Origin of the sequence: Paracoccus sp. (in: a-proteobacteria) (assembly GCF_046462195.1) — a bacterium.
GTDB lineage: Bacteria > Pseudomonadota > Alphaproteobacteria > Rhodobacterales > Rhodobacteraceae > Paracoccus.
The window spans coordinates 26,129-44,754 of sequence record NZ_JBKGUN010000083.1 but is presented as its reverse complement, the minus strand read 5'-3'; the positions used below and the strand labels follow the sequence as shown (position 1 = coordinate 44,754).

At 64.5% G+C, this 18,626-nt stretch carries 18 protein-coding genes and 1 pseudogene; 7 read left to right on the top strand and 12 right to left on the bottom strand.

Annotation, left to right across the window (positions count from 1 at the left end; genetic code table 11):
• The 3 genes and pseudogenes from ACLHHB_RS05605 to ACLHHB_RS05595 form a co-directional block, all read right to left on the bottom strand.
• Window positions 1–290 (bottom strand): annotated as a pseudogene (locus ACLHHB_RS05605) (hypothetical protein); the annotation flags it as partial.
• A complete protein-coding gene (locus tag ACLHHB_RS05600; protein WP_410217302.1) occupies window positions 287–1,699 on the bottom strand; it encodes an MFS transporter in 1,413 nt (470 codons plus the stop codon). The pseudogene ACLHHB_RS05605 and the gene ACLHHB_RS05600, both read right to left, overlap by 4 nt.
• Window positions 1,700–1,801: 102 nt before the next feature.
• Window positions 1,802–3,511 carry a bifunctional sulfate adenylyltransferase/adenylylsulfate kinase gene (locus ACLHHB_RS05595; protein WP_410217301.1) on the bottom strand — a complete coding sequence of 570 codons (1,710 nt, stop codon included), beginning with the start codon at window positions 3,509–3,511 and terminating at the stop codon, window positions 1,802–1,804.
• A 189-nt stretch (window positions 3,512–3,700) separates the two neighbouring features.
• On the opposite strand from ACLHHB_RS05595, the gene ACLHHB_RS05590 reads away from it, so the two are divergent.
• A complete protein-coding gene (locus ACLHHB_RS05590) occupies window positions 3,701–4,246 on the top strand; it encodes a hypothetical protein (protein WP_410217300.1) in 546 nt (181 codons plus the stop codon).
• A gap of 43 nt (window positions 4,247–4,289) precedes the next feature.
• Here ACLHHB_RS05590 and trxB read toward each other — a convergent pair whose 3' ends face one another.
• Complete coding sequence (gene trxB, locus ACLHHB_RS05585) at window positions 4,290–5,273, bottom strand: thioredoxin-disulfide reductase (RefSeq protein ID WP_410217299.1); 984 nt, start codon at window positions 5,271–5,273, stop codon at window positions 4,290–4,292.
• Window positions 5,274–5,429: 156 nt separating this feature from the next.
• Here trxB and ACLHHB_RS05580 point away from each other — a divergent pair, with 156 nt between their 5' ends.
• Window positions 5,430–5,930: an Lrp/AsnC family transcriptional regulator gene (locus tag ACLHHB_RS05580; RefSeq protein ID WP_410217298.1), complete on the top strand. Its 501-nt coding sequence runs from the start codon at window positions 5,430–5,432 to the stop codon at window positions 5,928–5,930.
• A 9-nt stretch (window positions 5,931–5,939) separates the two neighbouring features.
• Here the strand turns inward: ACLHHB_RS05580 and pgeF are convergent, their stop codons facing one another.
• From pgeF to lgt, 3 genes are read right to left on the bottom strand one after another with little or no spacing between them, the layout of a single operon-like run.
• On the bottom strand, window positions 5,940–6,704 hold the full coding sequence (gene pgeF, locus ACLHHB_RS05575) for a peptidoglycan editing factor PgeF (protein WP_410217297.1): 765 nt from the start codon (window positions 6,702–6,704) through the stop codon (window positions 5,940–5,942).
• On the bottom strand, window positions 6,688–7,749 hold the full coding sequence (locus tag ACLHHB_RS05570) for a class I SAM-dependent methyltransferase (RefSeq protein WP_410217296.1): 1,062 nt from the start codon (window positions 7,747–7,749) through the stop codon (window positions 6,688–6,690). The genes pgeF and ACLHHB_RS05570 overlap by 17 nt, the downstream gene beginning before the upstream one ends.
• On the bottom strand, window positions 7,746–8,630 hold the full coding sequence (gene lgt / locus ACLHHB_RS05565; RefSeq protein WP_410217295.1) for a prolipoprotein diacylglyceryl transferase: 885 nt from the start codon (window positions 8,628–8,630) through the stop codon (window positions 7,746–7,748). The genes ACLHHB_RS05570 and lgt overlap by 4 nt, the downstream gene beginning before the upstream one ends.
• Window positions 8,631–8,746: 116 nt before the next feature.
• Between lgt and ACLHHB_RS05560 the strand changes: the two genes are divergently transcribed.
• On the top strand, window positions 8,747–9,013 hold the full coding sequence (locus tag ACLHHB_RS05560; RefSeq protein WP_410217294.1) for an accessory factor UbiK family protein: 267 nt from the start codon (window positions 8,747–8,749) through the stop codon (window positions 9,011–9,013).
• Here the strand turns inward: ACLHHB_RS05560 and ACLHHB_RS05555 are convergent.
• Window positions 9,001–9,315, bottom strand: coding sequence for a DUF6476 family protein (locus ACLHHB_RS05555; protein WP_410217293.1), 315 nt, complete (start codon window positions 9,313–9,315; stop codon window positions 9,001–9,003). The genes ACLHHB_RS05560 and ACLHHB_RS05555 overlap by 13 nt on opposite strands.
• Here ACLHHB_RS05555 and ACLHHB_RS05550 point away from each other — a divergent pair.
• The 3 genes from ACLHHB_RS05550 to ACLHHB_RS05540 all read left to right on the top strand — a co-directional run bounded on the left by ACLHHB_RS05550 (window position 9,314) and on the right by ACLHHB_RS05540 (window position 12,584).
• Entirely contained in the window at window positions 9,314–10,348 is a 1,035-nt protein-coding gene (locus ACLHHB_RS05550; RefSeq protein ID WP_410217292.1) for an RluA family pseudouridine synthase, read from the top strand. The genes ACLHHB_RS05555 and ACLHHB_RS05550 overlap by 2 nt on opposite strands.
• 208 nt (window positions 10,349–10,556) lie before the next feature.
• On the top strand, window positions 10,557–11,465 hold the full coding sequence (rpoH, locus tag ACLHHB_RS05545; protein WP_410217291.1) for an RNA polymerase sigma factor RpoH: 909 nt from the start codon (window positions 10,557–10,559) through the stop codon (window positions 11,463–11,465).
• Window positions 11,466–11,600: 135 nt separating this feature from the next.
• Window positions 11,601–12,584, top strand: a complete 984-nt coding sequence (locus ACLHHB_RS05540; protein ID WP_410217290.1) for a hypothetical protein — start codon at window positions 11,601–11,603, stop codon at window positions 12,582–12,584.
• A 4-nt stretch (window positions 12,585–12,588) separates the two neighbouring features.
• On the opposite strand, the gene ACLHHB_RS05535 is transcribed toward ACLHHB_RS05540, so the two are convergent.
• On the bottom strand, window positions 12,589–13,350 hold the full coding sequence (locus tag ACLHHB_RS05535; RefSeq protein WP_410217289.1) for an NAD kinase: 762 nt from the start codon (window positions 13,348–13,350) through the stop codon (window positions 12,589–12,591).
• Between the two features lie 183 nt (window positions 13,351–13,533).
• Between ACLHHB_RS05535 and glyA the strand changes: the two genes are divergently transcribed.
• Entirely contained in the window at window positions 13,534–14,829 is a 1,296-nt protein-coding gene (gene glyA, locus ACLHHB_RS05530) for a serine hydroxymethyltransferase (RefSeq protein WP_410217288.1), read from the top strand.
• Window positions 14,830–14,940: 111 nt separating this feature from the next.
• Here the strand turns inward: glyA and ACLHHB_RS05525 are convergent, their stop codons facing one another.
• The 3 genes from ACLHHB_RS05525 to ACLHHB_RS05515 are packed head-to-tail and all read right to left on the bottom strand — an operon-like array spanning window position 14,941 to window position 18,512.
• Window positions 14,941–15,735, bottom strand: a complete 795-nt coding sequence (locus ACLHHB_RS05525; protein ID WP_410217287.1) for a crotonase/enoyl-CoA hydratase family protein — start codon at window positions 15,733–15,735, stop codon at window positions 14,941–14,943.
• Entirely contained in the window at window positions 15,728–16,591 is an 864-nt protein-coding gene (locus ACLHHB_RS05520; protein ID WP_410217286.1) for a hydroxymethylglutaryl-CoA lyase, read from the bottom strand. The genes ACLHHB_RS05525 and ACLHHB_RS05520 overlap by 8 nt, the downstream gene beginning before the upstream one ends.
• A complete protein-coding gene (locus ACLHHB_RS05515; RefSeq protein ID WP_410217285.1) occupies window positions 16,584–18,512 on the bottom strand; it encodes an acetyl/propionyl/methylcrotonyl-CoA carboxylase subunit alpha in 1,929 nt (642 codons plus the stop codon). Before ACLHHB_RS05515 ends, ACLHHB_RS05520 begins: the two co-directional genes overlap by 8 nt.
• Window positions 18,513–18,626: the final 114 nt, after the last annotated feature.

The window sequence follows — 18,626 nt, the reverse complement described above, 5'->3', positions numbered from 1 at the left end:
ACTGATGTGCCGTCCCATATGTGGATGCCCGCCCCGATCCCGTCATGGCTGGAAAACACGATCCTGCCATCCGGCAGCAGCCCGTGATCGTTGTTGCACCGCTCATTGCTGCCCGTGTCAATCAGGCAGAGACCATCGGCCGATGCCTGCCACAGGCGGCCATCACCATTCACCAGGAACCAGCCGTCGGGATCCCAGTTCGGCGCCTCGATCAGCCGTGACGTCCGCAGGATGACACGCGTCTGGCCTGTGGTCAGATCAAAGACTTCCAGTGAGGAACGCCAGGTCATCCCGGCACTACCCTGCGTCGCTGCTGCAACGCGCGCAGGCCCAGCACCAGCAGGATCGCTGCAAAGACGGCCATCTGGTAACCGAGCGCATGGGACAGCGAGGCAGCATAATCACCCGCCGCCCGCAGATGAACGAAGAACAGGCTGGAGGCGACCGCGATACCAATGGCTGCACCGACCTGCTGCAAGGCCTGCATGCTGCCTGTCGCCGCCCCCGCGATCCGTCCGGGAACGTCACGCAGCACCAGCTGGAACAGCGGCGAGATGGCAAGCCCCATCCCGAAGCCGTTCACTGCCAGCGGGCCTGCCAATGTCAGCACGTCCAGATCGGGCGGCGGATGGCCCCCTGCATTACGCAGCCAAGTCATCCCCACCAGCAGGACAGCTGCACCAATGGCGATCCGCATCATCAGCGCGCGGATGCCGAAGCGCCCGGTTATCCAACTGCCCAGCATCACGCCAAGGGGAAAAGGTGCAGTGGCGAGCCCCGACTCCAATGGCGTCAGTCCGAACCCTGTCTGCAGATAGATCGCCAAAATCAGGAACATTCCCGGAATGGCAGAAAAGTGCAGCATCACGACCAGCACCGCCGACAGAAATCCGCCGTCGCGCAGCAGCGTCATGGGCAGCAACTGTTCGCGTCCCGCGCGCTCCAGCGCGTACTGGCGCTGGAGGAACAAGGCGACGACAGGCAGCGCCATGATCAGGGCCACGAGGCTCCACCACGGCCAGCCCAGCAACGGCCCCTCGATCACCGGCAGGACGATCAGGACAATGGCCAGACCGAACAGCCCGACACCCGGCCAGTCGATCGTCATGCCGCGTGCCGGCGCCAGCGCGGGGATCAGGCGGATGCCGCCCAGGACCACCAGGATCCCCACCGGCAGGTTCACCAGAAAGATCGGCCTCCAGCCCAAGCCTTGAAGGTCGCCGGTGATCAGAAGGCCGCCCAGCAACGGTCCCGTCACGGCACCGAGGCTGACAACAACCCCGGCAAGTGCAAAGGCCCGCGCCTTCTGTTCGGGTGGAAAAATCACGTGCATGATGGCCATGACCTGCGGCACCATCATCGCGCCGCCCACCCCCTGCAGGCCGCGCGCCCCGATCAGGACCCAGATGCCGGGTGCAAGTCCGCACAGCACCGAGGCCAGGGTGAACAACCCCACGCCCCACAGGAACAGCCGCTTGCGCCCCAGCTTGTCACCAAACCGGCCGCAGGGCAGCAATCCCACCGCAAAGGCCAGAACATAGGCTGCGGATACCCATTCGATCTGCGTCTCCGTGGCGTTCAGGTCCGCGCGGATCGAAGGCAAGGCCACGTTGACGATGCTTACATCGATCAGGTTCATGAAGTTGCCCATCAACAGCAGCACCGTGGCCGCCCAAGGGTTCGTGCGTGATGTGGTCATGTCTTCCTCGTGCTGCCGTGGCTGAACCGGCTGTGGCCGAAAGGGTTCCGCAACGCGAAACGGCCCCGGCGCGTGCCGGGGCCGTTTCCGATGTTCAAGCGATCAGCTCAGACCGATCAGACCCATGCCTTCCAGCTTCAGCAGCACCTGATGGGCGGCGCTGTCCACGTCAATATCGGTGGTGTCCACACTGAGTTCGGGGTTCTGGGGCTCTTCGTAAGGGTCGGAAATGCCGGTGAACTCCTTGATCTTGCCTTCGCGCGCCAGCTTGTAGAGGCCCTTGCGGTCGCGCCGTTCGCATTCGTCCAGCGGGGTCGCGACGTGGATCTCGACAAAAGCGCCGCCCGCCTCCACCATTTCGCGCACGGCACGGCGGGTCGCGGTATAGGGCGCGATGGGCGCGCAGATCGCGATGCCACCGTTCTTGGTGATCTCGGACGCGACATAGCCGATGCGCTTGATGTTGATGTCGCGATGCTCCTTGGAGAAGCCCAGTTCCGAAGACAGATGCTTGCGCACCACGTCACCGTCCAGCAGCGACACGGGGCGGCCACCCATCTCCATCAGCTTGACCATCAACGCATTGGCGACGGTCGACTTGCCCGAACCCGAAAGGCCCGTGAAGAACACGGTAAAGCCCTGACGCGCGCGCGGAGGCGAGGTGCGGCGCAGCTGCTGAACGACCTCGGGGAAGCTGAACCATTCCGGGATGTCCAGACCCTCGCGCAGGCGGCGGCGCAGTTCGGTGCCGCTGATGTCCAGGACGGTCGAACCCTCCGGAACCTCATTTGCAGGGTAATAGCTGGCCTTTTCCTGCACATAGACCATGTGCTTGAAGTCCACCATCTCGACGCCGATCTCGTCCTGGTGCGTCTTGAACAGTTCCTGCGCGTCATAAGGACCGTAGAAATCGCGGCCTTCGCTGTTCTTGCCCGGGCCGGCGTGGTCGCGGCCGACGATGAAATGCGTGGCACCGTGATTCTTCCGGATCAACCCGTGCCACACCGCCTCGCGCGGGCCGGCCATGCGCATGGCCAGGTTCAGCAGCGATAGCGTCGTCGTCGCGGCCGGGTACTTGTCCAGCACCGCCTCGTAGCAACGGACGCGGGTAAAGTGATCGACATCGCCCGGCTTGGTCATGCCGACAACAGGATGGATCATCAGGTTGGCCTGAGCCTCGCGTGCCGCACGGAAGGTCAGTTCCTGATGCGCACGGTGCAGCGGGTTGCGGGTCTGGAACACCACGACGCGCTGCCAGTTCAGTTTCTTGAACATCGCGCGCAGTTCGTTGGGGCTGTTGCGACGGCCGCGGAAATCGTAATGCGTCGGCGCCTGCAGGCCCTTGATCGGCCCCCCCAGATAGACCGGTCCCGCCACATTGTGCAGATAGTTCACGGCCGGATGCGCAAGGTCATCCGCGCCAAACACCTTTTCAGCCTCCAGCGCCTTGTTCGGCACCCATTTGTCGGTCACCGACATGATGGCCAGGATCACGCCTTCCTGGTCGCGCAGCGCGATGTCAGTGCCCGGTTCCAGTCCTTCAGCGAACTTCTCGTTCACATCCAGCGTGATGGGCATGGGCCAGAGCGCGCCCGATGCCAGGCGCATCTCGCCGACGACGCCGTCATAGTCGGCCTGCGTCAGGAACCCTTTCAGCGGGTTGAAGCCGCCATTCATCAGCAGTTCCAGATCGCAGATCTGCCGGGGTGTCAGATCCCAGCTGGGCATCCGGCCCGCCTCGTCCTTCAGCGCGGCAGCCGCTTCGGCCGAAACATAGAGTTCAGGAATCGGGTTGTGGTTCGATTGGGTCATGGGCGCTCGGGGTTGGCAGGATGCAGGGAACCATGCGTCGTGGCATGGCCAGGTGACTCGCCGCCTCCATTAGCGAGACGAAAAGCGATATTCAAGTCTGGGAAAACGCTTTTGCGTTCGGGCCTGCGTTCGGAACCATGCCCGGACGGTCCCGTTGAGTCTGCGACAACGAATGCGAAGGAGATCATCATGTCCAGCAACGACGCCGTGACGCCCGAAGAACAGCGCGCCCTCAGCCGAGACGAGCTGGAGCTGGCCGATCAGACACGGCCGCCTTTGTTGAAGCAGCTGAGCGACAGGGAGCTGTCCGATCTTGTCACGCGCCTGCGCGACCGGCGCAACCGGGCACGTGATCTGGCGGACCGTCAAGGCCGGGAAGCGCGCGGCAAGGCCGAGCCGGCCGGTGCGACCCCCGCTGCGGGCAATCGCGGGACGCTGACCAAGACGGATTACCTGGATGCCGCGCTCCACCGCGCAACGGCGGAACGCCATCGGCGCGAATCCGGTGACGGACCCAGTCAGACCGAACTCTCACAAAAGGCTGCCGCGCTGAAGGAAGAGGGTCAGACCGCCAACCCGATGGTCGAGGACGGCGCACCCCTGCATCCTGCAGACCCCGACGCCGATCCCGGCAAGGCGCCGCTGGCAGGTACCGAAAGAAACATGCCTCCGTCGGGTGCTTTCGATCATGCCGGCAACTTGCCTGCACGCGAGCGGTCCCGGAACCGGAACTGAATTCTCAAGCCCGCGCGGCGCCGATGCCGCGCAGGCTGCTTCTTCAGTAGATGGCTGCCACCAGTTGCTCGGGTACTGTTTCGACACCATCCTGAGCCGCCAGGAAGTGTTCAGCATCGAGTGCGGCCATGCAGCCCATTCCTGCACTGGTGATCGCCTGACGATAGGTGTGATCGGTCAGGTCACCGGCTGCAAAGACCCCAGGAATGGAGGTCCGTGTGCTGCCGGGTTCGACCTTCACATAACCGCCATTGTGGGTTTCCAACTGGTCGCGGACCAGTTCACTGGCCGGCGCGTGGCCAATGGCCACAAAGACGCCATCTGCACGGATAACCTGCGTCGAGCCATCGCGGATGTCGCGCAAGACAGCGCCTGTGACGCCCATGGGTGTGTCCACACCCGTTACCTCGGCCAGTTCGTGGTGCCAGATCACTTCGACCTTCGGGTGGTCCAGCAGGCGGTTCTGAAGGATCTTTTCCGCACGCAGCGTGTCGCGACGGTGAACCAGGGTGACCTTGCTCGCGAACTTGGTCAGGAACAGGGCCTCCTCGACGGCAGTGTTGCCACCGCCGATGACCACGACCTCGCGATTTCGATAAAAGAACCCGTCACAGGTCGCACAGGCGCTGACGCCAAAGCCCTTGAACCTTTCCTCGGACGGCAGTCCCAGCCAGCGGGCCTGCGCTCCCGTGGCCAGGATCACCGCATCCGCCGTCACCACCCGCCCACTGTCGCATTCGGCACGGAACGGGCGTCGCCCGAGGTCCAGTCGCGTGACCATGTCGGTCACGATCTCGGCACCCATCGCGCGGGCGTGGGACTCCATCTTGACCATCAGTTCGGGGCCTTGGATCTCGGTCTCACCCGGCCAGTTCTCGACCTCGGTGGTAATGGTCAGCTGTCCGCCCGGCTGCATTCCCTGGATCAGCATCGGTTCCAGCATGGCGCGCGAGGCATAGACGGCGGCGGTATAGCCAGCCGGACCCGAGCCGACGATCAAAAGTTTCACATGGCTGCGTTCGGTCATCTTGCGCCTCTTTCCCGGTTTGTGCATGAGGTAATCGCTCATGCACCGGACTGCAACGTGTCCCGGCGGAGTTGCGGCATCAGAAAGATTGTTGCGCCCCAGCGGGCGTCACTGTAGTTTCCGGAAACGCCAAGATCCGACAGAAGAAAGAGAAACATGGCCGGCGCCAAGCTTGACGATATCGACCGCAAGATCCTGGCCGAACTTCAGGCCGATGGTCGGATGACCAATGTCGAGTTGGCGCGCCGCGTCGGCATCTCGGCCCCGCCTTGCCTGCGTCGCGTCCGCACCTTGGAAGAGTTGGGCTATATCCGCGGCTATCACGCCGATCTTGATGCGCGGGAACTGGGCTTCGAGGTCAAGGTCTTTGCCATGGTCCGCCTCGCCTCGCAATCGGAGCGCGACCTGTCGGCATTCGAGGCACTGGTTCAGGACTGGCCGCTTGTGCGCGAATGCCACATGTTGAACGGAGAGATCGATTTCATCCTGAAATGCGTCTCGCCCGACCTGTCGACTTTCCAGCGCTTCCTGACCAACAGCCTGACGGCTGCGCCGAATGTGGCTTCGGTCAAGACCTCCTTGGTGATCAGGGGCGCCAAGGACCAGCCGGCTGTTCCCTTCGAAATTGTCGAGGAACGCGTTCGCGAAGCTGGTTGAGGCCTGTTGTCACAACCGTATTGCGCTGATCAGCCGGCCGTAGTCGGCCTGTCCTTCATGCGTGGCACGGCGATAGCTGAAGAACCGGGCGGGATCGGAATAGGTGCAGTGGCGTGACCATTCCGCCTCGACCCCGGCCGCGCGCAGCCGCATCAGGCCAAAGCCCGGCAGGTCGAACATCGGCCGTCCATTGGGCCCACCGCTGAAAAAGCGCTGGTATTCCGGATCTTCCGCAAGAAACTCGTCCATGAACCCATCGCCGACCTCGTAGGCTGCTTGGCTGATCGTGGGGCCGATGACGGCGCAGATCTGCTCGGCCCCCAGATCGCGCATTGCTGCGACCGTTGCCTCGATCACACCCGACAAGGCGCCGCGCCAGCCGGCGTGACAGGCCCCTATGACGCCCGCCCCTGCATCCGCCAACAGGATGGGTTGGCAATCGGCGGTCAGAACGGCAATGGCCACATCTCGCCGCGCCGTTACCAGACCATCGGCCCTGATCTCCCTGATGTCCTCGATCCGATCCTCGTCGCGCAGGGTGACGACATCGGCAGAATGAACCTGCTTGACCGTTGCCAGATGGTCTGCAGGCACGCCCATGGCCTTGGCCACCCGGGTGCGGTTGACCCGCACCATCTCGCTCTGGTCGGAGGAGCGGCGCCCGCAGTTCAGACCGGCAAACAGGCCCGACGAGGCTCCGCCCTTGCGCGTGAAGAACCCATGCCGAACCTGTGACAGCAACGGGTGGGTCAGGATTTCAAGCGTCGTGTGCATGATCCTCCAGCGCGACAAAACCGGGAACGGGTGGCGCTCCCTTTGACCAGATGGCGATGGCCTTGAACAGGTGACCCATTTCCGCCGGATCGGTCAAGCGGTGAAGCGCCGCCATGGCGCCTGCATCGCCGGCCTGCGCCAGCCGCCGGGCCCGCGCCTCGGCGCCAAGCGACAAGAGCCAGTCTCCCTGTCGTACGGGACATGAGGCCACGGCTCCGCCACGCAATGCGGCCGCTGCGAGCGGCGCGAAATCCACATGCGCGGTCAGGTCCGCCAGCCCGGGAGAGGCCAAGGGATCCTCGGTCTGATGGTTGCGCAGGGCTTGGAACGTGTCGCCCACACCGTTCCAGCCGCCGTAATCGATAATGATGGCCGCCCCGCCATGGGCTGCGATGCGTCGTGAAACGGCCTCGACAAAGGCCACGCCTTCGGGGCACTCCTCGACAATGTCGCCGATCCCGCCCTGCCGGGGCAGGGAAACCGGGGATCCAAGGCCGATTTGGAGCGAGCCATTGTCGGACAGTCCGACCAGACGTTCCCGCCAACCCTGCTCGGTCTTCTGGAACTGCCGGATCGGCAGCGCATCGATAAACTCGTTTGCAATCAGAAACAGTGGCTTGTTTGGCAATTCCTCGACATGATCGAGATGTTGGACTGCCCCGAGGCGAACGCGTTGAAGTCTGCGCAGGTGAGGCGAGGCCTCGATCAGGGCAACCTTTACCGCATCATGCAAGCCAGGGACCACTCTGGTCGCGCGCAGCAGGTCCTCCATCAGCGTTCCGCGGCCCGGGCCCGGTTCGGCCAAGGTAACGGGCACCGGGCAACCCTGATCTATCCAGGCCTGCGCCAGCGCCAGTCCGCAGAGTTCGCCGAACATCTGGTGGATCTCGGGGGCGGTGGTGAAATCACCCTTTGCCCCAAAGGGGTCACGGGTCGCGTAATAGCCATGCCGGCTGTCCAGCAGGCAGATCTGCATGTAGTCGGCAAGGCTGATGGGCCCGGTGGCGCGTATGCGGGCCGCGATGATCTGGGCGAGCGGTGTCACGAGGCCGCAATGGCCGGACGCCGGCGTGCATTCCAGATCAGCACAAGGCCGATCAGCACCATCGGCAGCGACAGGACCTGCCCCATCGTCAGACCCATCACCGGCCCGCCGATCACATGGCCAAGCGGGTTGCCCGGCGTGATGAATTGCGCGTCGGCAACCCGGAACAATTCGACAAACATGCGGGCGAGCCCATAGCCTGCCAGGAATACGCCAAAGGCCAATCCCGGGCGGCGCAAGCCTCCGGCCCGGACAAGGGCCCAGAGGATCAGCCCGAGGACCAGCCCTTCCAGCCCAGCCTCGTAAAGCTGGCTGGGGTGACGGGCGCAAAGCCCTTGGACCCCCGGGCAGGCCTGTGCGGCCTCGCCAGGGAAAATCACGCTCCAAGGAAGGTCGGTCGGACGCCCCCAAAGCTCAGCATTGATGAAATTGGCAATACGCCCGAAAAAGATTCCGATGGGTGCCACCACCGCCATTGCATCCGCCAGGCGCAGGACCGGCACCGAATGCGCGCGCGACCAGGCCCAAGTGGCGACGATGACGCCCGCAAAGCCCCCGTGAAAGCTCATCCCGCCTTGCCAGACCTTGAGGATGTCGGCAGGGTTCGCGAGGTAATAAGCAGGTTCATAGAACAGCACGAATCCTAGGCGCCCGCCCAGTATGACGCCCAGGATCACCCAGGTCAGAAGGTCGTCCACCTTGTCAGGATCAGTGGGCGCACGATCACCCCACAGGGCCTGACGGCGCATCATGACGACGATCAGCCGCCAACCGATGATCAGCCCCGCCAGATAGGCCAGCGCATACCAGCGCAGCGACAACGACAGGCCGCCCAGGTTGATCGTGAAGATCTCGGGGGCGATATCGGGAAAGGGGATCATGGGGCCTCGGCTGCAATTCGCCGCGCACGCTAGCGGTCAAAGCAGCGGAGTCAACATTGAACCCCGGGCCCGTCCGGACCATATAAGGGCCAAGCAGCGACAAAGGGCCAAGCCAGATGACCACGCAAAACCGTATCTTCGACGACATCTCCAAGCTGATGACGAACGCCATGGGCGTGGCGCAGGGCGCGCGCACCGAGGCCGAGACCGCCATCAAGAGCCGCATAGACCGCTGGCTGGCGGATCGTGATTTCGTGACCCGTGAGGAATTCGAAGCCGTGCGCGAGATGGCCATCAAGGCCCGCACCGAAAACGCCGAACTGAAGGCCCGTCTGGAAGCTCTCGAGGCTGGGCGTGGGGGCGAACAGGGTCAGGGGATCTGAAGCACCACCTGCCCGACCAGTGCCCCTGATCGATCATAGACCAGCACCTCGTCCGCGTCCGTCAGAACAACGATCCGGTCGCGGGCAAAGGCGATGGTTTGTGCCGAAGCCCCTTGGGGCAAGGTGATTGCGGCGGGCAGTTCAGGCAGCACAGGTTGACTCAGACGCAGCCACAGCAGTGCCACCACGGCAATCATTCCAAGGCCCATGACCAATGTCAGGCCAGTGACAAGCGTTTTGAGAAAGCGCAGTTCCGGCACGGCTTTCGCAGCAGCCTTCCATTCGGTATCATCATCCGCCATGTCGAACCTATCCGTGATCATTCCGGCGAACCCGCCTGACCGGCTTGATAAGGCGCTTGCGCTGGCTGTGCCAGAGGAGGCGGCCTTGTCACGGTCCCGTTTGGCCCGCCTGATCGCCGAAGGCTCAGTGACTGGGCCGGAAGGCGTGGCACGAGACGGCAAGGCCCGGGTCGCGGAAGGACAGGAATACCATATTGCCCTTGCTCCGCCCGAGCCGGTCGAGACGCGCCCCGAGGCCATTCCCCTTTCCATCGCCTATGAAGATGATGACCTGATCGTGATCGACAAGCCGGCCGGCATGGTTGTTCATCCGGCCCCGGGCAGCCCCAATGGCACCTTGGTCAACGCCCTTCTGGCCCATTGCGGGGACACGCTGTCAGGGATCGGAGGTGAAAAGCGGCCCGGCATCGTGCACCGGATCGACAAGGACACGTCCGGGCTTCTGGTTGTTGCCAAGTCGGATCGCGCCCATCATGGACTTGCCGCACAATTCGAGGCACATTCTGCGCAGCGACGGTATCTGGCACTGGCGCATGGCATCATCGACGGTGCCGATCCGCGTTTGCGGGGAACGCCGGGTGTCAGCTTCGAGGACGGCGGTGTCCTGCGCATCGCTACGCATCTTTCGCGCCATCCGACGGATCGCCAGAAGCAGGCCGTTTATTTTGACAAGGGGCGCCACGCGGTCACGCGTGCTCGTCTTTTGGAGCGGTTCGGCACACCACCCGTGGCCATGCTGGTTCAGTGTCAGTTGGAAACGGGGCGGACACACCAGATCCGCGTCCACATGGCGCATGCGGGTCTGGGCCTGATCGGCGACCCTGTTTACGGCGGGTCGCGCCGTGCCTCCACCCGCGCCTTGGGCCGGGCAGCAGAAGCAGTGCAGGCTTTCCCCCGTCAGGCACTGCATGCCGCGCATCTGGGATTCACCCATCCTGTCAATGGAAAGGTGCTCGGCTTTGACAGCCCCCTTCCCGATGACATGCAAGGGCTGCTGGATGCTCTGAAGGGGGTGCCAGGCAGGGCGCCATAGTTCAAGGAAGATGTTCAAGGCCACTGAAAGAGCCCTGTTTTTCTGAAATGGATCTTGACAGGTCCGCGCTCGGATCCCATCTTCGATAACCGCGAAGAGAGAAGTAGCCGGCAGGCTTGCCCTTCAGCGGTCCAACCTTGGTATCCACGTGGTCGGGAACCTGACTGCGTCAAGGCGCGTTCGTCGATCTCTGCGAAAGGCAAATCTCATGGCGTCTTATGGTAACCTTCCCGCCCCCAGTCCGGAACAGGGCCTGAACCGCTATCTGCAAGAGATCCGGAAGTTCCCGCTGCTGGAGCCTGAAGAAGAATACATGCTCGCCAAGGCTTGGGCCGATCATGAGGACAGCGAGGCTGCACACAGGCTGGTCACCAGTCACCTGCGCCTCGCCGCCAAGATTGCCATGGGTTATCGTGGATACGGCCTGCCGCAGGCCGAGGTTATCAGCGAGGCCAATGTCGGGCTGATGCAGGCCGTCAAGCGTTTCGACCCTGAGCGTGGTTTCCGCCTTGCAACCTATGCGATGTGGTGGATCCGTGCCTCGATCCAAGAGTACATCCTGCGGTCATGGTCGCTGGTGAAGATGGGGACGACCAGCGCGCAGAAAAAGCTGTTCTTCAACCTGCGCAAGGCAAAGTCCAAGATCGGCGCGCTTGAAGAGGGTGATCTTCGTCCCGAGAACGTCGCTCAGATCGCGACGGAATTGAATGTAACCCAGCAGGAGGTGATCGATATGAACCGCCGCCTGTCGGGTGGCGATGCCTCGCTGAATGCGCAGGTCGGATCGGGAGATGGAGAATCGGCGGCCCAATGGCAGGACTGGCTGGAAGATACGGACGCCAATCAGGCCGAAAGCTATGCCGAGACCGAGGAACTAGACACCCGCCGCCGCATGCTGGTCGGCGCCATGGATGTATTGAACGACCGCGAGCGCGACATCCTGATGGAGCGGCGGCTGCGCGACGATCCGATGACATTGGAGGATCTTTCTGCACGCTATGGTGTCTCGCGCGAGCGGATTCGCCAGATCGAGGTTCGCGCCTTTGAAAAGCTGCAGGAGCGCATGCGTGCCCTCGCCCGGGAAAAAGGTATGCAGATCGTCGAGACGGCCGAATGACCGCATATGAGCACCGCGCAGCCGATTGACGGCAGGCGGCGCGGCGCTATGGTTCGGTGAACCGATAGGATCACCCTCGACCGTGTCAAACTCATGACGGCATTGACAGAATTTCAACGGCTCGAGGCACAGGGAATGTGGCGCGAGACGCCGGATGTTGCTCCGCGTGAGGTGGTCGTGTCCGTGGGCAAGGCCACCCTGACCCTGATGGACCCGCGAACGGACCGGCCCTTGTCGCATTGGTCGCTGCCGGCCGTCACGCGGTTGAACGGTGACACTCTGCCAGCCCTGTACACGCCCAGCACGACGCTGCCCGACGAGACGGTCGAGATCGACGACCCCCTGATGATCGATGCGATCGAGCGCGTGCAGCAGGTCATCGCTGCACATCGCGGGACCCGGCGCGGGCGGTTGCGCGGCGTGGTGACCGGCTTGGCCGTTCTGGCCATGCTCATCGGCGCTGTTGTCTGGCTGCCCGATGCGCTGATCCGTCACGCGGCCGCGATCGCCCCTCCTGCACAGGCGCGAACGATCGGTCTGGCCATCCTGCGCGACATGGAAGACACGGCGGGCAGTGTTTGCCGCCGCAATTCGGGACAGCAGGTGCTGAACTGGATCACCCCGGACTTGATCGGGTCCGGTGCGCTGGCGCAGGTCCTGCCGGGCCCCATCAATGGGGCGAGGCGCCTGCCAGGAGAGCTTTATGTTCTGGGCAACGATCTGCTGATGGCGACCCCGGGCCCCGAGGCCGCGGCGGGTCACCTTGTGGCGGCAAGGATGGCGCGTGACGATCATCAGGTCACGTTGGAGGCACTTCGCCACGGGGGCCTGATGGCCTCGCTGCGGTTGATGACCTTGGGCACCCTGCCGCAGAAGGCAATGGAAGGTTTGGGCGAAGCGATGCTGAGCCAGCCCCTGCCCCGGCCGGACATGGCCGCCTTGCCCGCAGCCTTTGCCGAACGGGGTCTGTCCACTGAACCTTATGCGCGCAGCATCGACCCGACCGGGGCAGCCATGCTGCCCCTGATCGAGGCCGACCCGATCCGCAGCGGGACGCCCCCTGTGGATCTGCTGACGGATGAACAATGGCTGGCCCTGCAGCAGATCTGCGCCGGCTGACTGTTTAAACGAACTGTTCGCGCAGCAGCCGTTCTTCCAGGCCATGGCCGCTGTCGAACAACAGGCGGTGGCGGATGTCCTGTGCGCTGCGGATTTGCACGCGCGTCACATGCCGGACCGAACGGCTGTCCGCGTCGGCCATGACAGGGCGGCGCTCGGGATTCAGCACCTCGACCACCACCTCGGCCGCCTTGGGCAGCAAGGCGCCCCGCCAGCGCCGGGGACGGAAGGGAGCGATGGCCGTCAGCGCCAGAACCTCGGAATTGATCGGCAGGATCGGACCATGAGCCGAATAGTTGTAGGCTGTGGACCCTGCGGGCGTGGCCACAAGCGCTCCGTCGCAGACCAGTTCCTCCATCCGCAGGCGCCCGTCGACGTGGATGCGGAGCTTGGCGGCCTGAGGACCTTCGCGCAGCAGGCTGACCTCATTGATGGCCAGTGCCTCGTGGCTGCTGCCGTTGGCACAGGTCGCATTCATCCTCAGCGGATTGATGACGGCTTCCTCGGCTGCGGCGAGCCGGTCGGGCAAGTCATCCTGGCCATAGGTGTTCATCAGAAATCCGACGGTGCCCCTGTTCATGCCGTAAACCGGAAGGTCCCGCCCCTGGATAGTGTGCAGTGTTTGCAGCATGAACCCGTCCCCGCCCAGTGCCACGACGACCTGCGCCCGCTCCAGAGGGGCGTTGCCGTAACGCGCCGTCAGTGCGGCGAGCGCCGCCAGCGCCGGTTCAGCCTGGCTGGCGGTGAAATGTATTCTGGGCGTCATCAGCCAGTCCGCTCCCCTTAATGGCCCGCAGCATCACGCGAGGGCGCCGCAAAGACAAGCCCCGCCGCCTGCCCTTGCCGCAGTGCGGTCGCCTGTGGTCGTTTTGACACTTTCCGCGCAAAGGGTGTTGGAGTAGAAGGCCGCAACCTCAGCCGCTCCAGCTACGAAAAGGACGCGAGACCCATGAACGCCCCCACCCGCGACAATGGCTTTTTCACCGAGACCCTGACCAGCCGCGATCCCGACATCGCCAAGGCCATCACCCAGGAATTGGGCCGTCAGCGCGACGAGATCGAATTGATCGCCTCGGAAAACATCGTCAGCCGCGCCGTGCTGGAGGCGCAGGGTTCGGTCCTGACCAACAAATATGCCGAAGGCTATCCCGGCAAGCGTTATTACGGCGGCTGCCAGTATGTCGACATCGCCGAGAACCTGGCGATCGAGCGGGCGAAAGAACTGTTCGGCTGCGACTATGCCAACGTCCAGCCCAACAGCGGCAGCCAGATGAACCAGGCCGTGTTCCTGGCCCTGCTGCAGCCGGGCGACACCTTCATGGGCCTCGACCTGAACTCGGGCGGGCACCTGACGCATGGGTCACCGGTGAACATGTCGGGCAAGTGGTTCAACGTGGTCAGCTATGGCGTGCGCCAGCAGGACCAGCTCCTGGACATGGAGGCGATCGCTGAAAGCGCGCGCCAGAACAAGCCCAAGCTGATCGTCGCCGGCGGCACGGCCTATAGTCGCGTCTGGGATTGGGCCGCCTTCCGCAAGATCGCGGATGAGGTCGGTGCCTATCTGATGGTGGACATGGCCCATATCGCGGGTCTGGTCGCAGGGGGCCAGCACTCTTCGCCCATTCCGCACGCACATGTCGTCACCTCGACCACGCACAAGTCGCTGCGCGGGCCGCGCGGTGGCCTGATCCTGACGAATGACGCGGACATCGCGAAAAAGATCAATTCGGCCGTGTTCCCCGGCCTGCAGGGCGGGCCGCTGATGCATGTCATCGCCGCCAAGGCCGTGGCCTTCGGCGAGGCGCTGCGCCCCGAATTCAAGACCTATGCCGCACAGGTGGTCAAGAACGCGCAGGCCATGGCGGACGAGTTGATGAAGGGCGGCATCGACATCGTGTCGGGAGGCACCGACAACCACCTTTGCCTGGCTGACCTGCGCCCCAAGGGCGTGACCGGCAAGGCGACCGAGGCAGCCCTTGGCCGCGCGCACATCACCTGCAACAAGAACGGCGTGCCGTTCGACCCGGAAAAGCCCTTTGTGACTTCGGGCATCCGACTGGGCGCGCCTGCCGGCACCACCCGCGGCTTTGCCGAGTCCGAGTTCCGCCAGATTGCCCGCTGGATCATCGAGGTGGTGGACGGTCTGGCCGCCCATGGTGAGGACGGCAACAGCGAGGTCGAGGCCAAGGTTCGCGGCGAGGTTGCCGAACTCTGCGCCCGCTTCCCACTGTATCAGGGCATGTGATCGCGCCGTTCCGAGTCGTTCTTCAACCCCGCCACTCGTGTGGCGGGGTTTTTGTTTCTGGCCGCGACGCAAAAAGATGCCATCGATCGGCGCAGCCGGCAGCAGGCCGCATCACGACCGGCCGCTGCCCAGCCAGTCTGGCTTTCGCTTGTCAAAAAAGGCGTTGATGCCTTCCACTGCCTCGTGGCCCTCCCAGACGGCCACCAGCCTGTCGATACTGTCCTCGATCACGGCCTGGTCGATGCGTGCGCCCAGTGCGCGACATTGCGCCTTGGCAGCCGCGATGGCTTGGGGTGCTCCCTGCAGAAAAGGCGTCACCTCTGCGTCGACGGCCGCGTCCAGTTCGTCAGGTGCGACCATTCTCGTGGCAAGGTTCAGGCCCACGGCTTCCTCTGCATCAAAGATTCGGGCCGAGAAGAACACGCGCCGCGCCTTGTCCTCGCCCATGCGGGCAACGACATACGGCCCGATCGTCGCCGGAATCAGGCCAAGGCGCACCTCGGTCAGGCCAAATCTTGCTGTACTGGCCACGATGGCGATGTCGCTGACCGACATTATGCCGACGCCGCCGCCGAACGCATTGCCCTGCACCCGCGCAACCAGGGGACGCGGCATCTCGTTCAGGGCCGACAGCATCCCCGCCAGTGCACGCGCGCCTTCGCGCCGTGTCTCCTGGTCGGCCTGCATCTGCTGGCGCATCCAGCCAAGGTCGCCGCCTGCGCAAAAGCTGGTTCCTTCGCCCGCCAGCACAACCACACGCACCGCCGGATCCTGGCCCAGATCATTGGCTGCCTCGGTCACCTCGTCCATCATCTGGCGGGACAGGGCGTTGTGCTTGTCCGGTCGCGCCAGCCACAGGGTCGCCACCCCCCGGCCATCGGTCTGGATGCGGATCGTGTCAGGCATGGGTGCCCTCCCTCAATGCGCGGGCCATGTCCGCCGCCCGCTGGATGATGTTCATGTCCAAGCCATGGTGAAAGCCGCGGTCTTCCAGATGCTCAGCCAAGGCTTCGGTCGCGACATTGCCCGCTGCACCCGGGGCATAGGGACAGCCACCTAAGCCCCCCACCGCAGCGTCGAAGATGCGCAGGCCGCGCGCAAGGCTTGCGTCCACATTCGCAAGGGCGCGACCGGCAGTGTCATGGTAATGGCCTGCCAGTTTCTGGGAGGGCAGTTCGTCCAGAACGGCCGACAGCATGGCGTCAATCGTCTCGGGACGGCCCTGCCCGATCGTGTCACCCAAGCTGATCTCGTGGCAGCCCATGTCCCGCAACGCCGCCGCCACCCGCGCCACCTGCGCCGGCGGGGTCGGGCCGTCGAACGGGCAGTCGGTCACCACGCTGATATAGCCGCGCAGCGGAATGCCGGCAGCCTGTGCGGCCGCGGCGACAGCGGAAAGACGCTCCAGACTGTCCGCGATCGAGGCGTTGAGGTTGGCGCGGCTGAAACCTTCCGATGCGCTGGCAAAGATCGCCACTTCATCCGCGCCCGCCGCTTGCGCCGCCTCGTACCCCCTGAGGTTTGGCGTCAGGACCGCATAGCCGACACCCAGGGCGCGCGTGATCCCCGCCATGACCTGAGCCGCGTCCGCCATCTGCGGGACCCATCGCGGCGATACGAAGCTGGTCACCTCGATCCGGCGGAACCCTGCCTGCGACAAAAGATCGACCAGGGCGATCTTGTCTGCGGCAGGGATCAGCCGCTTTTCGTTCTGCAGGCCGTCGCGCGGGCCCATCTCGAAGATCTCGACGCGTTCAGCCATCGGTGACCTCGTCCAGCCGGATCAGGGCGGCGCCTGCCTCGACCTGATCGCCGGCCTGCGCCAGGACCTCGGCCACGATGCCGTCACGGGCGGCGGTCAGGCTGTGCTCCATCTTCATGGCCTCCAGCACGGCCAGCCGGTCGCCGGCCTTGACGTGCTGGCCCTGACTGACATGCACCGCCTTGACCAGCCCCGGCATGGGAGACCGCGTCAGCCCGTCGCCGCCATCATCCGCCCCTGCTCGCGCCAGCGGGTCCAAGGCTGCCAGATGCACGGTATGCCCGCCAAAGACGCTGACGCCCGCCCTGTGGCAGACGATCCGTTCGCGGCAAAGGTCGCCGTCGACCCACCAGCGGTCACCTTGCCAGCGAACTTCGTGCGGGCCCTCCAGCGTGACACGCGCCGCTCCGGGTCCCAATACCTCTAAGATGGCGCTGCCACCGTCCCAGGCCACCGTGCGGCGAAGAGGCTGCCACAGCGTCATGCCGCCACGGGCGGCAGGATCGGCAAGGCCAGCCAGCCCGATCACCGCCAGGACCTGTGCCCGATCACCAGGGACAGAGGCTCCGATCAGCGCCTCCAGGTCGCGCCCGATCAGGCCGGTGTCGACCTCGCCCCGGCGAAAGCCGTCGTGGCGCGTCAGGGCGATCAGGAAGTCCAGGTTGGTGACCGAGCCCGCAACCCCGGTATCGACCAGCGCCTGCTCCAGGGCGCGCAGCGCAACCGCGCGGGTCGCTCCATGGGTCACCACCTTGGCGATCATCGGATCGTACCAAGGGCTGATGGCATCGCCCGTGCGCACGCCCGTCTCGATGCGGGCATGATCGGGAAAGTGCAGATGCGCCAGCCGCCCCGTGGCGGGCAGGAAACCGGCGGGCACATCCTCGGCATAAAGCCGCGCCTCGAAGGCATGGCCGCGGATCGACAGATCCTCCTGCCGCGCCGGAAGGGATTCACCGCTGGCAACGCGCAGCTGCCATTCCACCAGATCGATCCCGGTGATCGCCTCGGTCACCGGATGCTCGACCTGAAGACGCGTATTCATTTCCATGAACCAGAAGCGGTCGGGGCGCAGACCGTCACTGCCGTCCACGATGAACTCGATCGTGCCTGCCCCGGAATAGCCGATGGCTTCGGCCGCACGAACGGCGGCATCCCCCATGGCCGCGCGCATCTCGGCCGTCATGCCGGGGGCCGGCGCTTCCTCGATGACCTTCTGGTGGCGCCGCTGGAGCGAGCAGTCGCGTTCGAACAGGTGGACCGCGCGCGTCCCGTCTCCAAAGACCTGAACCTCGATGTGGCGGGGCTGCAGCACGTATTTCTCGATCAGGACGACCGGGTTGCCGAAGGCGTTCTGCGCCTCGGACCGGGCGGAGGCCAGCGCATCGGCGAAGTCCTCCGCATCATCCACGCGGCGCATGCCCTTGCCGCCCCCTCCTGCAACCGCCTTGATCAGGACAGGGTAACCGATGGCTGCGGCCTGTTCACCCAGAAAGGCGGGGTCCTGATCGGCGCCGTGATAGCCCGGGACAACCGGCACCCCCGCTTCCTGCATCAGGGCCTTGGCAGCATCCTTCAGGCCCATCGCGCGGATCGCACTGGCCGAGGGGCCGATGAAGACCAGTCCCGCCGCCTGGACAGCGTCGACGAAATCCGGGTTTTCGGACAGGAACCCATAGCCCGGATGAATGGCCTGGGCACCCGACGCCCGCGCCGCCGCGATGATCGCATCGCCACGAAGATAGCTGTCGGCCGGTGCGGGACCGCCCAGATGAACGGCCTGATCCGCCATCGCGACGTGGCGCGCGCCGCGGTCGACATCGGAAAAGACGGCGACGGTCGAAATTCCCAGCCGGCGGCATGTGTCGATGACGCGGCAGGCGATCTCGCCCCGGTTGGCGATCAGGATCTTGTCGAACATGGCAGACCTTTCCTCAGATCACGGGTCCCGAAAGACGCGCCCGTTGGCGTGTCCCGAACTGCACAGATGCAGGCCGCGCAGGCCTGCCACGGGGCCCGGTCAGGGCCATCAACC